The following is a 16,490-nucleotide window of genomic DNA, read 5'->3' as shown; positions in this document are numbered from 1 at the left end:
TCAAATCACCCTTCTTCCTCGTTCTCTTCTCCCAGCCAGTTTAGCGCTGACCCCTTAATATCCTTCGTTTCCGGCAGCACCATAGGGTCAGCCGAATTACCGGTCTTTGAGTTTTCCAGACGTTCCCAGACCTCTTCCGGCTTTAAGACAGCCAGGTCCCGGTATTGGTTCTCAGGCAGGTAGGGATCAAAGTGGCAAACGGGCTTATAGGCACAATACTGGCATCCTGTACTTTTGCCGCGGCGGTAAGGAGACAGGGAAATATCGCCGTCTAATATTTCTTCGCCCTTCTCTCGAAACCACTGCTGCAAATAATCACGAAGCAGAGAAAACTGCTCCTCTGTCAAAACATTTGATCCTTTTGTAAAGGCCCCGTCTTTTTTCAATTTAATGCCCAGCAAATCCGATTGTCCTGTGGAAAAGGTCGCATCCATGGCTTCTAAAACCCTGGGATTAGCTAATAAAAACCCGCTGACTTTGACAGCTTTAACACGGCGCTGCTCCAGTTCGTCTGCGCTGAGGGGAACTTTCTCTTCAAGCTGTGGTTCCAGAACGGGGAAATATAAAAATCCCGCCGGAATCTTCTGGGGCAAGATAGTTTGCGTTTCTGAGGAATTAACCTCTTCGGAGGGGAGCGGAGCCGTCGTGTTCAGCAAAACTTCCGCTCCCTGCAAGGCCACATTTAAATAGGTTAATAATTGAAGATTTAAACCGTAATAAACTGAATCCAGAGATAAGGATAATTCCCGGGATTTATAATCAAGGATCCGCAAATAGACCTGTCCATCCAAGAACGCGGCATCTACCCGGTCAATTTGCCCTCTGAGAATGAGGGAATCCTCTTCGCTTAAAGGAATCTCTATCCCGGGGAGGGGTTGAGCGGGACCAAAACCTACTTCCAGCCGAATCGGGATAAATACCCCTTTTCGGGCATGCTCTCCTAAGACTCGAACAGCGTGATGAACTGTGCGCTTTAGTTTATGAGTTAAATAGCGGTAGCGGGCGCTGCTTAAAAGGATTTCATGCTGAAGACCGGGTGCCAGTTGATCTGCCAGATCACTGACAATTGCCCAGGACTCTTCCTTTGTCAGTTTGCCCCAATCCAGGCCTTGGGTTTGTAGTTGGAGGGCAAAATTGTGCAGAAGTGTGTGAAAAAATTCTCCCATATCCGGGCTTGACAACTGGTAGGTAGATCTTTCACGCAGCTTTAGACCATAGCGGGCATAATGGCTAAAGGGACACTTAGCGAATTGTTCAAGACGGGAAACACTGGCCATCAGGCGTTTGCCGTATAAGCGGCGGGCCAGGGGACGCTGGAGTTTTCCCTCTTGATTTTGAGTCAAAAGGCTATCCTGTAATTTCATGATTTGCTGGCGGCGAAGAGGATCTTCAATCAGCCACTTTTCCGCGGCTTGCCAAAGAGGAGAAAGGGGTTCCCCCTGGCGCAGGGTACGGAGCTGTCCGGCGTAGGATTGAAGGACTGAATCAGGCTGACTTATCCGCTGAATATCCTCGATATTACCCAAGAAACACTCGGTAAGCTCAGGAAAAAGATGGTTAAGCCGAGTGACAACCGGTGAAACTGTCAGGCTTTTCCCCTCTTCATCTGTCAGAGGATAACAAACCACAAGCTTTTCTACGGCCCGGGTAAGTGCCATATAAATAAAGAATTGTTCCTCAAAGGTCTGAAACTTTCCTTTAGGGGCAAGGGCAACTCCGGCTTTCTCTAATTCTTCTCTTTCCTCTGCATCCAGCACCCCATCAGATACAGGCCGCGCTGGAAGTATTCCTTCATTAGCTCCGATCAGAAAGAGAACCCGGACTTCGGGATTCCGTGAACGGTCTAATGATCCCACTAAAACCTGGTCAAGCCCCGGAGGGATCAGGCCAAGTTCAATTCCCTCCAGGCCGGAGGAAAGTATTAAAGCATAGTCCTCCAGCTCCAGACATTCTTCCCCTAGTCCGGCGACGATTTCATCCAAGACCTGGATGACCGATTCCCAGATTTGATCATGCAATCCGGCCTCGCTGAGGTCTCCCTCTTCCTGGGCCTTTTGGGACCATGTCCTTAAGGTTCCGGGAACGTCAAGGCTTTCTAAGAAAACATACAGGGCTTCAGTCATTGTCCGTACATTCGGCATTTCTGCCTGACCTTTAGGTAAAACCTCCTGGCTAAAAGGAAAAATAAGGTTAAAAACAGTCTGACGGGAGGAGTTTAGTTCAATCTGATAGTTAAGCTCTGCGGCACGTTGTTCCTCATTTTGCCCTAAAGACCATTGACGATGATAGCGCCAGGGGATATTCCTGGTCCAACCCTCACCGTGTATCCCATGTTCCAGCACATAGTTTTCCAGACGATCCACAGCATCTCTTGTCAATGGGAAAAAATCGGTCTTCAGGCAGCGAAAAAGCGGTTCATAACTCCAATGACTCTGGGCCACTTCCAGAATGGATTTCAGCAGTTCAATCAAAGGATGATGAAGAACAGAACGTTTATGATCAATAAAATGAGGAATTTCATAAGAGGTAAAAACCTGTGTAATCAGTTCATGATACCCTGAGAGATCCCGGCTCGTGACAGCCATTTCATGCCAGCAAAGCCCTTCATCCCGGGCCAGGCGCCTTAATTCCCAGGCTGCCCCTTCTACTTCAGCCCGCCGGTTAACGGCTGATAAGATCTGAATTCCTTCGGAAACGCTCTCCTCAGTCATTTGGTAAGCAATCGTGGGATAAGCAGCGAAATATTTTTCCAAATGCCAAAGCCAAGGATGCTTATAGCGTTTTGAACTTGTTAGTAAGGTATGAGCATAAACCTGGGTTCCGGTTTCCAAGGCCATACGCTGCAGGTCCTGATAGGTTTTCCAAGGACCGGCAAATAACTCTTCCCCGGCTTTAAAGATCCCCTCTTCAAGCTCCCGCTCCTCTTTAACATACATTGGGTCAAGGGGAGAGGTTATAATCACTTCTTGGGCAGTTAGCATCAGGTTTTTTAAAACCTCTAATTCTTGAGGGGTAAATCCGGTAAATCCATCAACCCAAACCTTAGCTCCTTGAATCAGGAATGCAGAAGGGATCTTTTCTGCCAGAACTGAGAGTTCATCATCAGGGTCCCGGATAACTTGTCCCAGAGCTGCTTGAAACTCTTCATAAATAAGAGCTAAGTCTTCAAGCTTATCCTCTAAAATCCCCTTCGTATGTCTGACCTTCCTTAAATCGTCCGGAGCGATCCGATAGGTTTTGAATTCTCCGATTGCCTGAGCGAGAAGTTCGGCCATACCGGGCCGGGCGGCGGATCGTGCAAAGGCTTTTAATTCAAGACGATGTTTTAAAAGAATCCGGCGCAGGAGCATCCGTTTGCCGGTCTGGCCAATCAGGACTTTTTGCCCTCCTCCGGTTTCAGAAAAAACCCGCCACCCCAGTCGTCGAAAGCTTAAAACCTGGGCACGCAAGCTCCCGCCAAGATCCGGCGTATTAGCCAGGGCAACTTCCATCTGATAGGTAGCCTGCTCCGGGACAAGGAGGATCAAAGGAGAGCCCCAGGGTTCTCTGCGCAGCTCAGCTCGGATCTCTTCTAAACACAGAGTGCTTTTGCCGCTGCCTGCCCGACCGAAAACGAACCGAAAACCCATCTAAATCCCGCCCTTCAAAGAAACTCTTTTTATAATAATTTTGTTAAGTATTAGTAAGATTAAGACAAGAAGCATGCATGTAACACATTATTTATCCATAGTTATATAGAAGTGACTTGGGGGTGAATGAGGTTGCGCATTTTAATCATATCTCGCCGGAAACTCGTCTTAACCTTTTTGTTCCTGCTCACCTTGGGAGGTTTTCTCACAATGGCTCAGGGTTCAATGACCGTTCCTTCTATAGTTAAAGCTCCTGGCACTTACTATATGACCAATACGCAGGAAAAAATCGCGGCTTTGACCTTTGATGATGGACCTGACCCAATCGACACACCGGCTGTTTTGGACATCCTTAAAGAAAAGGACGTGCGGGCAACCTTCTTTGTTTTAGGAAAGGCAGCCCAAACCTACCCCTTCCTATTAAAGCGTCTGATCAAAGAAGGACATGAAATCGGAAATCATGGTTATAGCCATGATTATCAGCAGCGCCGTTTAGTCGAAGAAATGAATCAAACCGATCAGGCAGTCTTTGCCGCAACCGGCTACCACACCTACTTCTATCGTCCTCCCGGAGGATTCGTCTCAAAAAGCCAACTGGAAACCACGAAACGAAATGGGCATGTTGTAGCACTTTGGAGTGTGGACAGCAAAGATTGGCGCAATCCCGGAGTAAAACAAATCACAGATAATGTTGTAAAAAATGTTTTTCCCGGCTCGATTATCCTTATGCATGACGGCGGTTATCGGCGTACTCAAACCGTAAAATCCTTAGGACCCATTATTGATGCCCTAAAAGCACGCGGATACCGCTTAGTTACCTTGAGTGAGCTTAGGATGCTGGATGCTGAAACCAAGTAGCACTAGCCCTCATTAGTAATAAACCCGCTGCCAAAGACTTCCCCTGCATTTTGGATGATTATAAAAGCATTGGGATCAACTTCCCGTACAGCTCGTTTCAGCCGGCCTATTTCAGGCAGACTGACAACACAGATAATAATGTCTTTCGGCTCGCAGGAGTAAGCTCCCCTGCCATGCAGATAGGTGGCGCCCCGGCCTAGATCCACCATAATTCGGTCGACGAGTTCTTCGGATCGATCTGATATGATGGTGATTGATTTCGACGGAACTCCGCTCTGAACCAGGTCAAGCACGCGGCCATAAACAAAAAGCATAACCAGGGTATAAAGTGCCGCTTTTGAACCCAGCACCGCCCAGGATAGCAGGATGATCAATCCGTTGATAGCCAGGGCGGAGGTTCCCATGGGCACACCATATTTCTGCTGAATGATTTTAGAGACGATGTCTGTGCCGCCTAAGCTCCCGCCAAAGTGAAAGACTATGGCTGAGGAAACCCCGGAGATAACCCCGCCATAGAGTGCCCCTAACAATATGTCGTTAAAGTCCAGCGGTTGAACCCCGCTGAATAGATCCAGGAAAACAGAGAATACTGCCAGCCCCCATATGGTCTTAAAGACGAATTGTTTATCCACTTCCCGCCATCCTAAAACAAGCAGAGGCACATTCAAAAGAAAGGTCATGACCCCAATCGGAAGACCTAACGTATAGAAGAGGAGCAAAGCAATCCCGCCGACTCCGCCGCTGCTTAAGCCGGAATAGACAATAAAGCCCTGAATTCCGTAAGCAGCAAGGATGGCTCCGACAGAAATTCCTATGATCCTGCCAATAAACTTTGATCGCTTTGATAGTTTCAAGTAAATACCCCCTGCCTTGGTTGAAGATTCATTTACTTATTATATAGAGATTATAGTTCTACGTAAAGTCAGCCGGCTGCCGGGAAAAGGGCCTGGACCACGCTTTTGATGCAGGTCCAGGCCCTTTTAGGTTGCGGATACTTGAGACAAGGGGATAGGTTTCTTGGGTTGGGCAGCTCCCGGGTTGGGCAGCTTCGCCACATCCGTGCAAGATTAGTTAATTCGTGCGAAGACAGTGTCTTCGTACCGCAGCACTCCGAGGCTGGCCCACTCGCCGGTGCGGGAGCTACCTTCAGCGGATAAGTCTTCTTTGGAGATTGCCGCTTCGGCGAAACTGTCCACCGGACACTTTCGTGCCAAACCTCCGGGTAATACCTGATGTGAACCCGTGGCTCCGTTTCCCCGCACCGTCTTGTGGGCTTTTATCGCCTCTCCATGCAATGGGTTCGCTTCTGTGGACGAAGCTGCCCTGCCTGCGGGTCTAGGGATTGTTCTGCATGCCTTTAGGGTCTTTTTTTAGGGTAAAAGATTCCACGAAGCCTTACCAGGCCCCCCCCAAAGTTTTGCTTACATTCTCAACAAACTGGCTGAAGGAGCGCTTGTCTGCTAAGCGGATGCGTCAGTGGAGCCGCGCTAAGGCGAGCGCAGACGGTTCGCGTCCCCGTAGCGCGCCGCAGGTTCACATGCAGAAATACCCAGAGGTTCGGACGCGCTCGCGAACCGTCCAGCGAGCCAGCGGCGGAACTCGCAGACGCGTGCGGACCGAAGACATCGTCTTCGCACGGGTTAACATAGCAGACAAGCGCTCCGCTCCAGAGTCAGACAGTAGAACCGCCCCCCTGTCTAACCCAGGAGGCTTTTTTCAGAGCAGGGGTAATGTTCAGCCCTAGTTAAGCTACTACTGGGATCTGCTCTTTTTCCATACTCTATAAAGGCTCCAGCCCAAAGCACAGGCCAGCAGGTACGGCAAGGCATACCCTATACCGACCACCAGATAATTCAGCCCATTCCAGGTAGTGCTCAGAGTTTTCAGTACAGCATCTCTTGCCGCTTTCCAGGTTTCGCTCCAGGAAATCGGCTGCCACGGGTCCTGGACATTGACATTAGGGCTTTGGCGGGTAATGATCTGAAGGTTGACTGTGGAGTAATCTACTTGGTTGTTCCAAAGTTTTAATTGACCCTTTAATTGTTCGATTTGCTGCCGGATGTTTACTAAAGAGTTCTCGACTTTAAGCACATCGTCAACCGTTTGGGCCTGATTTAAAATCTCCAGATAACGCTTTTCTTGCGCCTCCAGAACTTGTAAGCGAGTTTGAGAATCATAGTATTGATTGGTAATGTCGTTGGTAAACAGTTCTTGATCGAGCACTTTACCCCAGGCAGGGAATGAATCCCGTAATACACTAAGCTTATCGGCTGGTATTTTAGCCGTCAGATAGGCGGATGAATGATTGTCCGATCCGCTTTGGCGGGAGGAAATGACATACCCTTGAAGTTTCTGTACTTCCTGGCTGACTGATGTGACTGTATCGTTAATGTTCGTTACTTCAAGGGTTAAGGATAAATCATGAATCATTTTGCGGGGAACCCCTGTATCAGCAGGCGGCACAACATCTTCTTCCGGTGGAACAGGAAGAACTGCGGCTTCCTTTTGCATTGCTACAGATTCATCCATACTATATAAAGAATTTGCTTGCGGTCCTGCCACTCCGCTTTCCAGAGAGCTGTCACCAAATGCTTTACTCTTGGCATTCATCTCCCCGCCTGCTGCTGCGGAACCATTTGAAGCGGCAATCTGTGGTGCTCTGTCAGCGAGTTCTGCGGATTGGTTAGATTTCTGCATGCCCCCCATACGAGGAAACAGACTCCCTGAACCATTCAACGCATCCTGTCCAATGATGACAAGGACCGCCAGCACAGCGACTGAAAGGCCGAGTTTCCACTGTCTAAAATAACGCAGAGTGAGTATTTTGTCTCGTATACGTTGGGTTAAGCCTTCTTTTTCATGCTCATACACCGGCAATGGTTCCAGTTCTTCGGTTTTTGCCATTTTCTCAAGAGCCTTCTGCTTTACACTCTGCTTAATTTGCTCGTTCCTCTCTGAATCTGTCTCAATCGTTTGGAAGAATGCTTTCATACGCTGCAAATCACCATCCTCTTCCCAGAGAGCGGTGAGATCCGGTTTATTAAAAAACCTTTTCATCGGACTCTACCTCCTCTGTCCAGATTCCCTTGATAGATTTTTCGGAACCCTTTCTTTGCCCGGTATAAAAGGCTGTCCACTGCCTGCTGAGTTGTTCCTAAAATCTCTGCTGCTTCTATGGCACTAAAACCTTCAATCAATCGGAGTTGGATGACGTTAACCTGCTGCGGGGAAAGCTTAGCTAAGGTTTCTTTGACGCTTAAAAGAGTTGCCCAGGACTCGCTTTGATCAGTCTGGGGCAAGGGCAAAGGAGTATCGTCTAAAGCCATGACGGGCGTGCGTTTATGACTTCGGTAATAATCTGCAATCTGATGGGCGGCGATCTTTAAGGCCCATGGTTTGAGTGCTGATAGTTTCTCCATATTCGGCAAATTCCGCCACACTTTCACAATAATTTCGGCGGTCACATCTTCCACATCCGCTTTGGGAATACGAATCGATACAAATCGGTAAATCAAAGGAAATAATAGTTCATAGGTCTCATCAAAGGACGAATTGACCTCCACCTCGTCGTCGACCTCCTGCCTTTTCTCTGAATATATCAACAAGATTATACTTGCTCAGATAAGAATGTCTGTTTGTCTTTATGATGCTAAACAATAATACCATACATTCCGGATGTACAGAGCTAAAAATTAATCTTTGTCTCGTGCTTATATTCTATTTAGACGTATTTGGAACGCATTTTCTGATGCACTCATATAATTTTAGTACAAATACAAAAGCCCTTAATCATTAATAATAACTTATCATGCCAACAAAAAGGACGGTGGCAAACGTTATTAATGTATTGCCATCGTCTTTCCAGGAATTATCGGTAATCGTGTTTGGTGGTCAAACATAATTAATATAAAAATTATCGGGGGTAACAACGATAACAGATAATCGTTAGGGTTTTATTGAATTATAAAAGAGATGAAAACAAACGCGCACATGATTCCTTAAACCGTACCATGACCGAACGGCCTTGAAACTCTTTAAGATTGACCTGAGTACTTTCCTTTAAATCCGCCTCAAAATTATTTCTTAAGTGTTCATTCAACACCTGGTCAAACATAAAAGCACTGATCTCAAAATCAAGGAAAAAACTTCTAAGATCCGTGTTGGCAGACCCTGCACAAGCCAGATGATTATCTATAATGAGAATCTTGGCATGAAGAGTTCCTTTCATGTATTTGTAAATCTTTACACCCGCTTTAAGTAATTCTTCGATATAGGAGTTCATTGCCAGATAGGTCAGTTTGTGTTCAGGGATTCCCTGAATAATCAAGCGCACGTCTAAACCACTAAGGGCTGCCGTCTTTAAGGCCATGATCAAACTTTCGTCCGGAATGAAGTAGGGAGTTTCTATATAGACGCTCTGTTTAGCCATTGTGATCGTACTAAAAAAGCTCTGCAAAATTGATGGCCATTTGGAATCTGGTCCACTCGCCAGAATTTGGATGGGTAGATTCTGAGAAACCGTTGTCTCCGGAAAATAACAGGGACCTTTAAATTCCTGATGAGTTACAAAATACCAATCATTTAGAAAAACCGATTGAAGGGTATGGACTGCTTGCCCTTCTAATTTCAGATGGGTATCCCGCCAAAACCCTAATTTAGAATCCCGGGATAAGTACTCGTCTCCTATATTAAGTCCGCCCATAAAGCCGATTCGTCCATCCACAACGACAAGCTTGCGGTGGTAACGGAGATTTAATCTGGACGTAAGATACGGAAAGCGGATGGGAAAAAACCATTCTGCCTGAATCCCTGCTTTCCGCATTTTTTTTATAAACTTCTCTGAAATCGAAAGACTTCCCATGCCGTCGAAAATGGCTCTGACTTCCACTCCTTCAGCAACTTTACGGCTTAAGATTTTTATTACATCTTCACCGATTTCATCGTCCTTAAAGATATAGTAACTGAGGTGAATGTGATGGGTTGCCTCTTCTAAAGCGTTAAATAATGCTTTGAATTTTTCTCTGCCATTCAAAAGAATCTCCGCACGATTATGTAGAGTTAAAGGGGCCAAGCCTGAGTTTAAGAAAAGGCTCGCTAATTTAGAATCCAATCCTGCGCTTGAGGTAGCCGGCATATTAATGGGTTTAATCCCAGTTTGCTGCTGGCGAACGATTTTCTCTAAGGGTTTATCCGGTATATGTTTACCATAAAATAATGGTCCCTGGGTTTTTCGGCCAAAAACCACATAAAACACGGTCCCCAAGAGAGGAAGAAGAGCAAGTATAAAAAGCCAAGTTATGGTTTTTCCAGGAGGGCGGTTTTCTAAGAGAATGACTGTGCCAATGAATATCACCTGAAGAAGGCTTATGAAGAATAGAAAATACCCTATCATGTATCACCGATCCTCTTAGTTAAAATAAATTCTTCCATCCATATTATTCTTTTTCATAGTATCTAGTTATCCCCCAATTTAAAAAATAATAGTCTGATAAAACTATTTCTATATTAACCGTCCAGCGGTTCCCGCCAGAGGGGAGTGACTGCTTTACTGTTTCTATATTGCAAGGGCGGCATATTCATGACCGCTTTAAAGGCCGCTGCAAATTTGCTGGGATTTTCATAGCCGACCTGACGGGCAATGTCAGTGATACTTTTTGTTGTTTGCCCTAGCAGATTGGCAGTTGTCCGGATACGGCAGGAACGGAGATAGGCATAGACTGATGTGCCATAAATCTCCTTAAAACAGGCCTTCATGGCAGTAAGGGGAATTCCAAACTGGGCGGACAATTCTTCGAGAGTCAGGTGTTTGTCTGGATGATCCGTCATGTACTTCCGAATCTCTCTCACCGCATCCACCTGGTTTTTGGGAAAGTAAGGTCTTGCCCTGCTGTTTGGCGAGACATCGGCGACACTCAAAAACAAAAGCAATTCCAAAACCTTAATTTTAAAATAGTTTTCCCGGATCTGATCGGGCACAGCATAGAGTTCGGAAAAAATACGCTGAATAGAGTCCCCTGCCTTGAGAATAAAGGGCCTTTTGCAGGAACAGAGTTTATTGCGTAAACCATACAAGTCGAGAAAAAATCCGTCTGTTAAAGCGGAGAGAGTGTTCGACGCTTCCTCGATGTATATGGCAATGGTTATGCCCTGATAATGGCTGAACGGTAAGTCAATGGCCCGGCAAGTTTGGGGTTTTTGTAAATCTCTCTCTTGTAAATACATATATAAATTGTTCTGCAGTTTCCACTCCCTACAGCCCTGGCAGCAATGGTCGATTCCTATCATTTCGACCTTCGGCCGCAACTTTAAAAAACAATTTTGCAGGTAAAAGTCATTGTACATTAAGTCGATACCCGGGAAAACTTGATAGCGGGTCATGGTCCCTTCGCCGCACACATCTTTCATTTTGTACACGGTACAATCCGGTTCTCTTTTTATCACCGTGATATTATGACCGTAAAAAAGCTTTTCCTCAGCTGACACCTCCATTCATCACTCATCTCCTTTTACTTCATCGCCAACTTATGAGTTGCTGATGGGTTCAATAATCATTGTCTATTAATAACATCTCTCTGTTTGCCCTATATGATAATGAAAACTATTCTCACTGTCAACCCGGAAATTCAGCACTATTCATTTACAAAGAGGCTTCTGTTCTCCTGGACCTTCCGGAGACTTGATGCTTTTCCTCGAAAAAATTATAGAGATTGATCAGCCTGACTGACCAACCTCTCTGAAAAGCTTTCAAAATAATCCGACTGTCAGCTATCTCTTCCTCTAAAGCAGCCGCAATTGCTTGGCGGCTGTCTTTGCTTTTGGCCGCCTGCAGGCTACACGCCTGTGCCCTTGATTTCCTTTAATAATCCCCGCATTAATCAAGAGAGTTTTCGTGTAGTCTGCTTGAGGATTTAAAAACACCTCCCCCAAGGCACCTTCCTCAATGATAATTCCCCTGTGCATAACGTAAATTTTGTCCGCAATTTTTTGGGCCAAGGATAGGTCATGGGTAATATAGAGCATAGCGAAGCCCTCTGTGTTTTGCAGTCCCTTGAGCAGCCTCAGAATATTGGCCCCTGTTGAAGGGTCCAGCATAGCACTGATTTCATCAGCAATCAGAAGTTTAGGCTTCATCACCAGACTGCGGGCCAAGGCTATCCTTTGCCGCTGTCCTCCGCTCAGGGTATAACAGCGCCGGGCTAAAAAATCATCCCCAGAGGGCAGCTGTACCCTTTTAAGGGCTGAGCGAACCACATTCAGGCGCTGCTCCTTCCCACCCTCTTTAATAATATCCAGAGGCTCCCGTACGGCCTCGGCAATGGTGAACTGTTCATTGATGGTGGAGAGAGGGTCCTGAAAAACCATCTGCAGGCCGCCTTTTCTGGAGGTTTCACTGTTTCCCTTCACCCTGCGTCCTTCAAAAAACACCTCTCCCTGATCCGGCGGCAAGGCTCCCGCTAAAATCTCCGCCAGCGTAGTCTTGCCCGAGCCGGATTCCCCTATGAGAGCGACGACCTCCCCGGATCTGACCTGAAGGCTGCAGGCGCTGCAAGCTTGAATGCTTTTTCCTTTGGCCGGATATTTTTTGTGCAGGTTCGTCCCTTGCAAAAGAGTTACAATTCCTCCGCGAATACAGGCTACCTGCCTGCGGGGCCGGGCATCTGCAAGAAGCGGATGCTCCCTTTGGCACGCTTCAATACTTTGCTTACAGCGGCTGTAAAAGGGACATTGGTTTTCGCTGCTCCTCTCGATTTCACCGGGAATTCCCCACATATCCCGGTAAGGATTTATGGCCGGAGAAGCATAAACCAACCCCCTGGTATAAGGATGCAGGGCATCCTGCAGCATTTCTCCCGTAGGCCCGGCTTCCATGATATTGCCGGCATACATCACCATCAAGCGAGTGGTCAGGCTTTTAATCACCGGCAGCTCATGGGAGATAACCAGCAAGGCAAAGCCTTTTTCAGCCTGCAGTCTTTGCAGAAGCCGGACAATTTCATTTTTCGCCACGGCATCCAGAGCCATAGTGGGTTCATCCACCAGCAAGATCGCGGGATCACAGGACAAGGCCATGGCAATCAGGGTCTTTTGGCGCATGCCTCCGGAAAGCTGATGAGGGTATGCCCTGCACCAGGATTTATCGAGACCCACCATTTCCAGCAGGTCCTCTGTTTTTTCCAGAGCGGCTTTTGGGCTCAGCGGCGAATGCCGTTTGATACACTCCACAATTTGTTCACCGATGGTCAAAACGGGATTGAAAACATCCAGGCTGTTTTGAAAGACCAGGGCAATTTTATCCCAGCGGTATTCGTTCCATTCTTGCTCCGTAAGCTGATTGAGAGGGAGACCGTCATAAAGGATCTCCCCCTGAACAACCGCCTGATTTTGCAGCAGCCCCATTAAGGCCAAAGCCAGGGAGGATTTTCCGGAGCCGGATTCGCCAATAATGCCGACTCTTTCCCCACCCTTTAAGTCAAAACTGACGTTGTGAACGGCAAATATATTGCTTATCTGCTCATAACAAACGGACAAATTCCTAACCGTTAAGGTTACCTGATTCATTTTCCACTACCTTCCAGCTTGTGATTAACCAGCCGCTCCAGATCTCTGCTCACAAAAGCAACAGCCATGACCAGCAGGGTTAAGGATAATAAGGGGGCCATAACCCACCACTGCCAGTACTCTGTAAAATAAATGCCCGGAAAATTGATAGAGCGGTTTAAAATCATTCCCCAGCTTTTGGAGACAGGGTCCCCCAAGCCCAGAAATGCCAAGCCGGCTTCCGCTACAATAGCGTGACTGACAATGCGGATGATGCTGACCATCATGATGGGCGTGACGGCAGGAATAAAGTGCCTCATAGCCAAGTGAAAAAATCCTGCTCCATATCCTTGGGCGGCACGAATATAGTCGTCCTGCCTGACAGAGAGGATTCTGGCTCTCACCGTCCTGGCCGGTCCTGTCCAAGCCAAAACCGCGATGACGATGATGATGTTTTTTAAACTGGAACCAAAAAAAGCGCCGAAGACGATCATCATGGGCAGCTGGGGAATGACCATCATAACATCACACAAGCCCATGATCAGCCTGTCAGCCCATTTTCCATAGTAACCGGCTAAAATCCCCAGCCAACTGCCGCCCACTCCGGCAAGGAAGGCCGCCCCAAAGCCTACCAGCATACTGATGCCGGCGCCATGGCAGATTTGGGCCCAGAGATCAATTCCCAAATCATCTGTGCCCAGAGGGTGGGCCCAGCTGGGGGATTCCAAAGAAGCCCCCGAAGGAACCTGATGGGCCTGGTCCATGAACAGCCCGGAAATAACCCCGGTCAGGAATACGAAAATAACCACCGTTAAGCCTAGTTTTCCTCCTGTTGTCATATTGAATTTTATCTTTGACCAAGGCCTTACTTTCCAGGACTTCAGCAGGTTGCTTTGCGAAAAAAATCGCATTTTGTCACACCCTGGGATCAAATTTTTTGTGAACCGCATCGGCCAAGAAGTTCATTAACAGCACGGTAACCGTGATAAAAAGGAAAATACCTTCAATTAAAACATAATCTCTGACTACCACAGCTTCACGCATCAGCCGCCCTATCCCCGGATAATTGAAGACATTTTCTATTAAAACAGCTCCCCCAAAAAGGGTCCCTAAACTCATGAAAATCCTGGTGATAATAGGCGGAAGGGCGTTTCTCAGGGCATGTCTGAACAGTATGCGGCTTTTTTTCAATCCCTTAGCCCTGGCCGTGGTCATAAAGTTCTTAGCTATTACTGTCAACATGCTGTTGCGGGAAAGGAGGTAAAATCCCCCCAGTCTGGTCAGGGTCAAGGTTATAACCGGCAGGGCCGCATGGTTTAAAAGGTCTTTAAGATAGTCGAAATTCGAAGAAAAAGAGAGGAAAGGACTTACTCCGCCTGAGAGGGGAAACCAGCGGAGTTTAGCGGCAAAAATAAACAGCAGCAGAACCCCCAGCAAAAAAGCGGGAATTTCCGAGAGGAGAATCATTCCCGAATAGAGGAGTGTATCCGCCGGCTTCCCGCGCAGCCAGGCAGACACCACTCCGGCGCTAACCCCTATTAAACTGCTCAGCAACAGCGAGGTCAGGACGATAAAGATGGTCCAGGGGACCCGGGAAGTAATAATCCCCAAGACACTGGTATTAAAGTAAATGCTGTAGCCTAAATCCCCCCGGGCCAGCTTAGCCAGATAACTTAGATATTGAGCTGCCAGCGGCTTATCCAAACCGTAGTAAGTCTTATACTGGACAATCTGCTCCTCAGAAAAGGTCGAACTGACATTGCCGTCCTCAACAGAAAGATATAAAAAAGGATCACCGGGCATCAAACGGGGCAGAAAAAAATTAATGGTAATAATGATCAACAGCACCAGCAGGTAGCCCTTTCTCATGGTCAGCTTCTCTTGAGATAGGAAAGCTTATTGTGATCGGTTTTGTTGTGATCATAGCGAAACATCCAGCCGTCATATTTTTCCGGGCGGTAAACGTAATTGTCCACGGCTCCCTGCAGTATTATCATGGGCACATCCTCAGCGATGAGCTTCTGAAGCCGGAATATCATATCTTTGCGCTGGGCGGGGTCCCGTTCTACCGCTTGTTCCTGGGACAGAGCATTAATCCGTTCATTTTGATAGCCCATGAGATTCTGCTGGTTAAGGGCGGCTGTTGAGGATTGTTTGCCATAGATACTTCTCAAATAATCCGGATCTCCTCCCATTCCGCCGGAGTTGATAATCAATAATTCATATTGACCTGTTTTTACGGCGTTATCCCGTACTTTAGAGTCAACACTTTTAATCGTCAGATCGATCCCTGCCTGGGCCAGGGTCAACTTTATTAATTCGGCTACTTTCACTTCGGGAGCAGTATTCCCTGTGAGCACCTCAAAGGCATAGGTTTTCCCCGCCAGGAGATCTTTGGATTTTTGGATATTGAAGGGATATTGCTCAATATCAGGGTTGTACCAGGGGCTGTCCGGAGGGACATAGCCCATGCTGCTGACGGTAGCGGAGCCGCGGTCCACTTTGTCCACTAATTCCTGGCGGTCGATGCCATAGGCCAGTGCCCGGCGCAGGTTGACATCCTGCAGCTCGGGGCGCTTTTCCATGTTCATCATTAAGCGATAGCTGTGATAGGATGGCTTGGTCGCCACTTTATACTCGGGTTTGCCGCTATAGCGGGTAAGGACATCGGCCGTGGCATTAATCAAGTCGATTTCTCCGTTTTCAAAGGCCATCACTCCATCACTGGCCGGTACCCATTCAATGGCCGCAACGGCCGGTTTAAGACCCCAATATTGAGGGAAAGCAGTATACCGGTAAGTTCCCTGCTCTGGGTTATATTCCTCCATGACAAAGGGCCCGCTTCCCACCCCTGCTCCTTCTCCCTCATAGGTCAGGGGATCGGAAACCTTTTCCCAGATATGTTTAGGCAAAATCCGTGTGAAGCCAATTTTAGAAAGATAGGTATTGTCAAAGTCAGGCAGTTTAATTTCTACGGTATGCTCATCCAGCACTTTCGTGCTTTCAATGAGGTATTTGCCGTTGGCGATCAGATCATTGGATACCGGGGGATGGTCCTTATAGTAGGCGAAGGAAAAAGCAACATCCTCTGCTGTCAAAGGTTTGCCGTCGTGCCAAAGGGCTTTTTCTTCAAGATGAAAGGTATACACCCTTCCATCATCACTGACATCCCAGCTTTTAGCCAGCCAAGGGATATCCCCTTCTTCGCTTTTCTCCAAAAGAGAATCATACAAGAGCTGCATTTTAGACATTCCCGGTCCCCGCATATAATGTTTGAAGGGGTTGGGCAGACCGGTATCCCCTCCCGCCAGGCGAATCACCTCCGGCTTGGTTTCTCCATTCTGGTCTTGGGGTGCATTAACCCCTTGGCCATCGGCGGTCCGGCTGTTTTGGCAGCCCGCAAGGCTCAGTACAAGCATCATTGCCAACAGAATCCCCGGCAAAACCCGCAAACGTCTTTTCATT

General features: G+C 47.4%; 12 protein-coding genes. 1 reads left to right on the top strand and 11 read right to left on the bottom strand.

The window, feature by feature from the left end:
* Positions 1-5: 5 nt before the first annotated feature.
* Positions 6-3,629: a helicase-exonuclease AddAB subunit AddB gene (addB, locus tag DESYODRAFT_RS12930; protein ID WP_007783730.1), complete on the bottom strand. Its 3,624-nt coding sequence runs from the start codon at positions 3,627-3,629 to the stop codon at positions 6-8.
* 126 nt (positions 3,630-3,755) lie between these two features.
* On the opposite strand from addB, the gene DESYODRAFT_RS12925 reads away from it, so the two are divergent.
* Positions 3,756-4,487: a polysaccharide deacetylase family protein gene (locus DESYODRAFT_RS12925; protein WP_042338540.1), complete on the top strand. Its 732-nt coding sequence runs from the start codon at positions 3,756-3,758 to the stop codon at positions 4,485-4,487.
* A gap of 2 nt (positions 4,488-4,489) precedes the next feature.
* Here the strand turns inward: DESYODRAFT_RS12925 and DESYODRAFT_RS12920 are convergent, their stop codons facing one another.
* The 10 genes from DESYODRAFT_RS12920 to DESYODRAFT_RS12870 form a co-directional block, all read right to left on the bottom strand.
* Positions 4,490-5,341: a YitT family protein gene (locus tag DESYODRAFT_RS12920; protein WP_007783723.1), complete on the bottom strand. Its 852-nt coding sequence runs from the start codon at positions 5,339-5,341 to the stop codon at positions 4,490-4,492.
* Between the two features lie 213 nt (positions 5,342-5,554).
* On the bottom strand, positions 5,555-5,782 hold the full coding sequence (locus DESYODRAFT_RS12915) for a hypothetical protein (protein WP_042338537.1): 228 nt from the start codon (positions 5,780-5,782) through the stop codon (positions 5,555-5,557).
* A gap of 457 nt (positions 5,783-6,239) precedes the next feature.
* Complete coding sequence (locus tag DESYODRAFT_RS12905) at positions 6,240-7,544, bottom strand: DUF4349 domain-containing protein (RefSeq protein WP_007783720.1); 1,305 nt, start codon at positions 7,542-7,544, stop codon at positions 6,240-6,242.
* Positions 7,541-8,050 carry an RNA polymerase sigma factor gene (locus DESYODRAFT_RS12900; RefSeq protein ID WP_007783717.1) on the bottom strand — a complete coding sequence of 170 codons (510 nt, stop codon included), beginning with the start codon at positions 8,048-8,050 and terminating at the stop codon, positions 7,541-7,543. The genes DESYODRAFT_RS12905 and DESYODRAFT_RS12900 overlap by 4 nt, the downstream gene beginning before the upstream one ends.
* Before the next feature lie 398 nt (positions 8,051-8,448).
* A complete protein-coding gene (cls, locus tag DESYODRAFT_RS12895; protein ID WP_007783714.1) occupies positions 8,449-9,879 on the bottom strand; it encodes a cardiolipin synthase in 1,431 nt (476 codons plus the stop codon).
* A gap of 113 nt (positions 9,880-9,992) precedes the next feature.
* On the bottom strand, positions 9,993-10,976 hold the full coding sequence (locus tag DESYODRAFT_RS12890) for a helix-turn-helix domain-containing protein (RefSeq protein ID WP_007783712.1): 984 nt from the start codon (positions 10,974-10,976) through the stop codon (positions 9,993-9,995).
* Positions 10,977-11,264: 288 nt separating this feature from the next.
* On the bottom strand, positions 11,265-13,046 hold the full coding sequence (locus DESYODRAFT_RS12885; RefSeq protein ID WP_007783709.1) for an ABC transporter ATP-binding protein: 1,782 nt from the start codon (positions 13,044-13,046) through the stop codon (positions 11,265-11,267).
* Positions 13,043-13,936 carry an ABC transporter permease gene (locus DESYODRAFT_RS12880; protein ID WP_007783706.1) on the bottom strand — a complete coding sequence of 298 codons (894 nt, stop codon included), beginning with the start codon at positions 13,934-13,936 and terminating at the stop codon, positions 13,043-13,045. The genes DESYODRAFT_RS12885 and DESYODRAFT_RS12880 overlap by 4 nt, the downstream gene beginning before the upstream one ends.
* 4 nt (positions 13,937-13,940) lie before the next feature.
* Complete coding sequence (locus tag DESYODRAFT_RS12875; RefSeq protein ID WP_007783698.1) at positions 13,941-14,894, bottom strand: ABC transporter permease; 954 nt, start codon at positions 14,892-14,894, stop codon at positions 13,941-13,943.
* 2 nt (positions 14,895-14,896) lie between these two features.
* On the bottom strand, positions 14,897-16,489 hold the full coding sequence (locus DESYODRAFT_RS12870) for an ABC transporter substrate-binding protein (RefSeq protein WP_007783695.1): 1,593 nt from the start codon (positions 16,487-16,489) through the stop codon (positions 14,897-14,899).
* Between the last annotated feature and the right edge of the window lies 1 nt (position 16,490).

It is taken from the genome of Desulfosporosinus youngiae DSM 17734, from assembly GCF_000244895.1.
Taxonomy (GTDB): domain Bacteria; phylum Bacillota; class Desulfitobacteriia; order Desulfitobacteriales; family Desulfitobacteriaceae; genus Desulfosporosinus; species Desulfosporosinus youngiae.
The sequence above is the reverse complement of the archived record's forward strand: the minus strand, read 5'-3'. Positions and strand labels throughout refer to the sequence as shown.

What these genes read in the sequence shown, in the direction of transcription:
- addB (WP_007783730.1), bottom strand. Translation starts at nt 3,629, where the DNA reads ATGGGTTTTCGGTTCGTTTTCGGTCGGGCAGGCAGCGGCAAAAGCACT.
- DESYODRAFT_RS12925 (WP_042338540.1), top strand. Translation starts at nt 3,756, where the DNA reads ATGAGGTTGCGCATTTTAATCATATCTCGCCGGAAACTCGTCTTAACC.
- DESYODRAFT_RS12905 (WP_007783720.1), bottom strand. Translation starts at nt 7,544, where the DNA reads ATGAAAAGGTTTTTTAATAAACCGGATCTCACCGCTCTCTGGGAAGAG.
- cls (WP_007783714.1), bottom strand. Translation starts at nt 9,879, where the DNA reads ATGATAGGGTATTTTCTATTCTTCATAAGCCTTCTTCAGGTGATATTC.
- DESYODRAFT_RS12890 (WP_007783712.1), bottom strand. Translation starts at nt 10,976, where the DNA reads ATGGAGGTGTCAGCTGAGGAAAAGCTTTTTTACGGTCATAATATCACG.
- DESYODRAFT_RS12885 (WP_007783709.1), bottom strand. Translation starts at nt 13,046, where the DNA reads ATGAATCAGGTAACCTTAACGGTTAGGAATTTGTCCGTTTGTTATGAG.
- DESYODRAFT_RS12880 (WP_007783706.1), bottom strand. Translation starts at nt 13,936, where the DNA reads ATGCGATTTTTTTCGCAAAGCAACCTGCTGAAGTCCTGGAAAGTAAGG.
- DESYODRAFT_RS12875 (WP_007783698.1), bottom strand. Translation starts at nt 14,894, where the DNA reads ATGAGAAAGGGCTACCTGCTGGTGCTGTTGATCATTATTACCATTAAT.
- DESYODRAFT_RS12870 (WP_007783695.1), bottom strand. Translation starts at nt 16,489, where the DNA reads ATGAAAAGACGTTTGCGGGTTTTGCCGGGGATTCTGTTGGCAATGATG.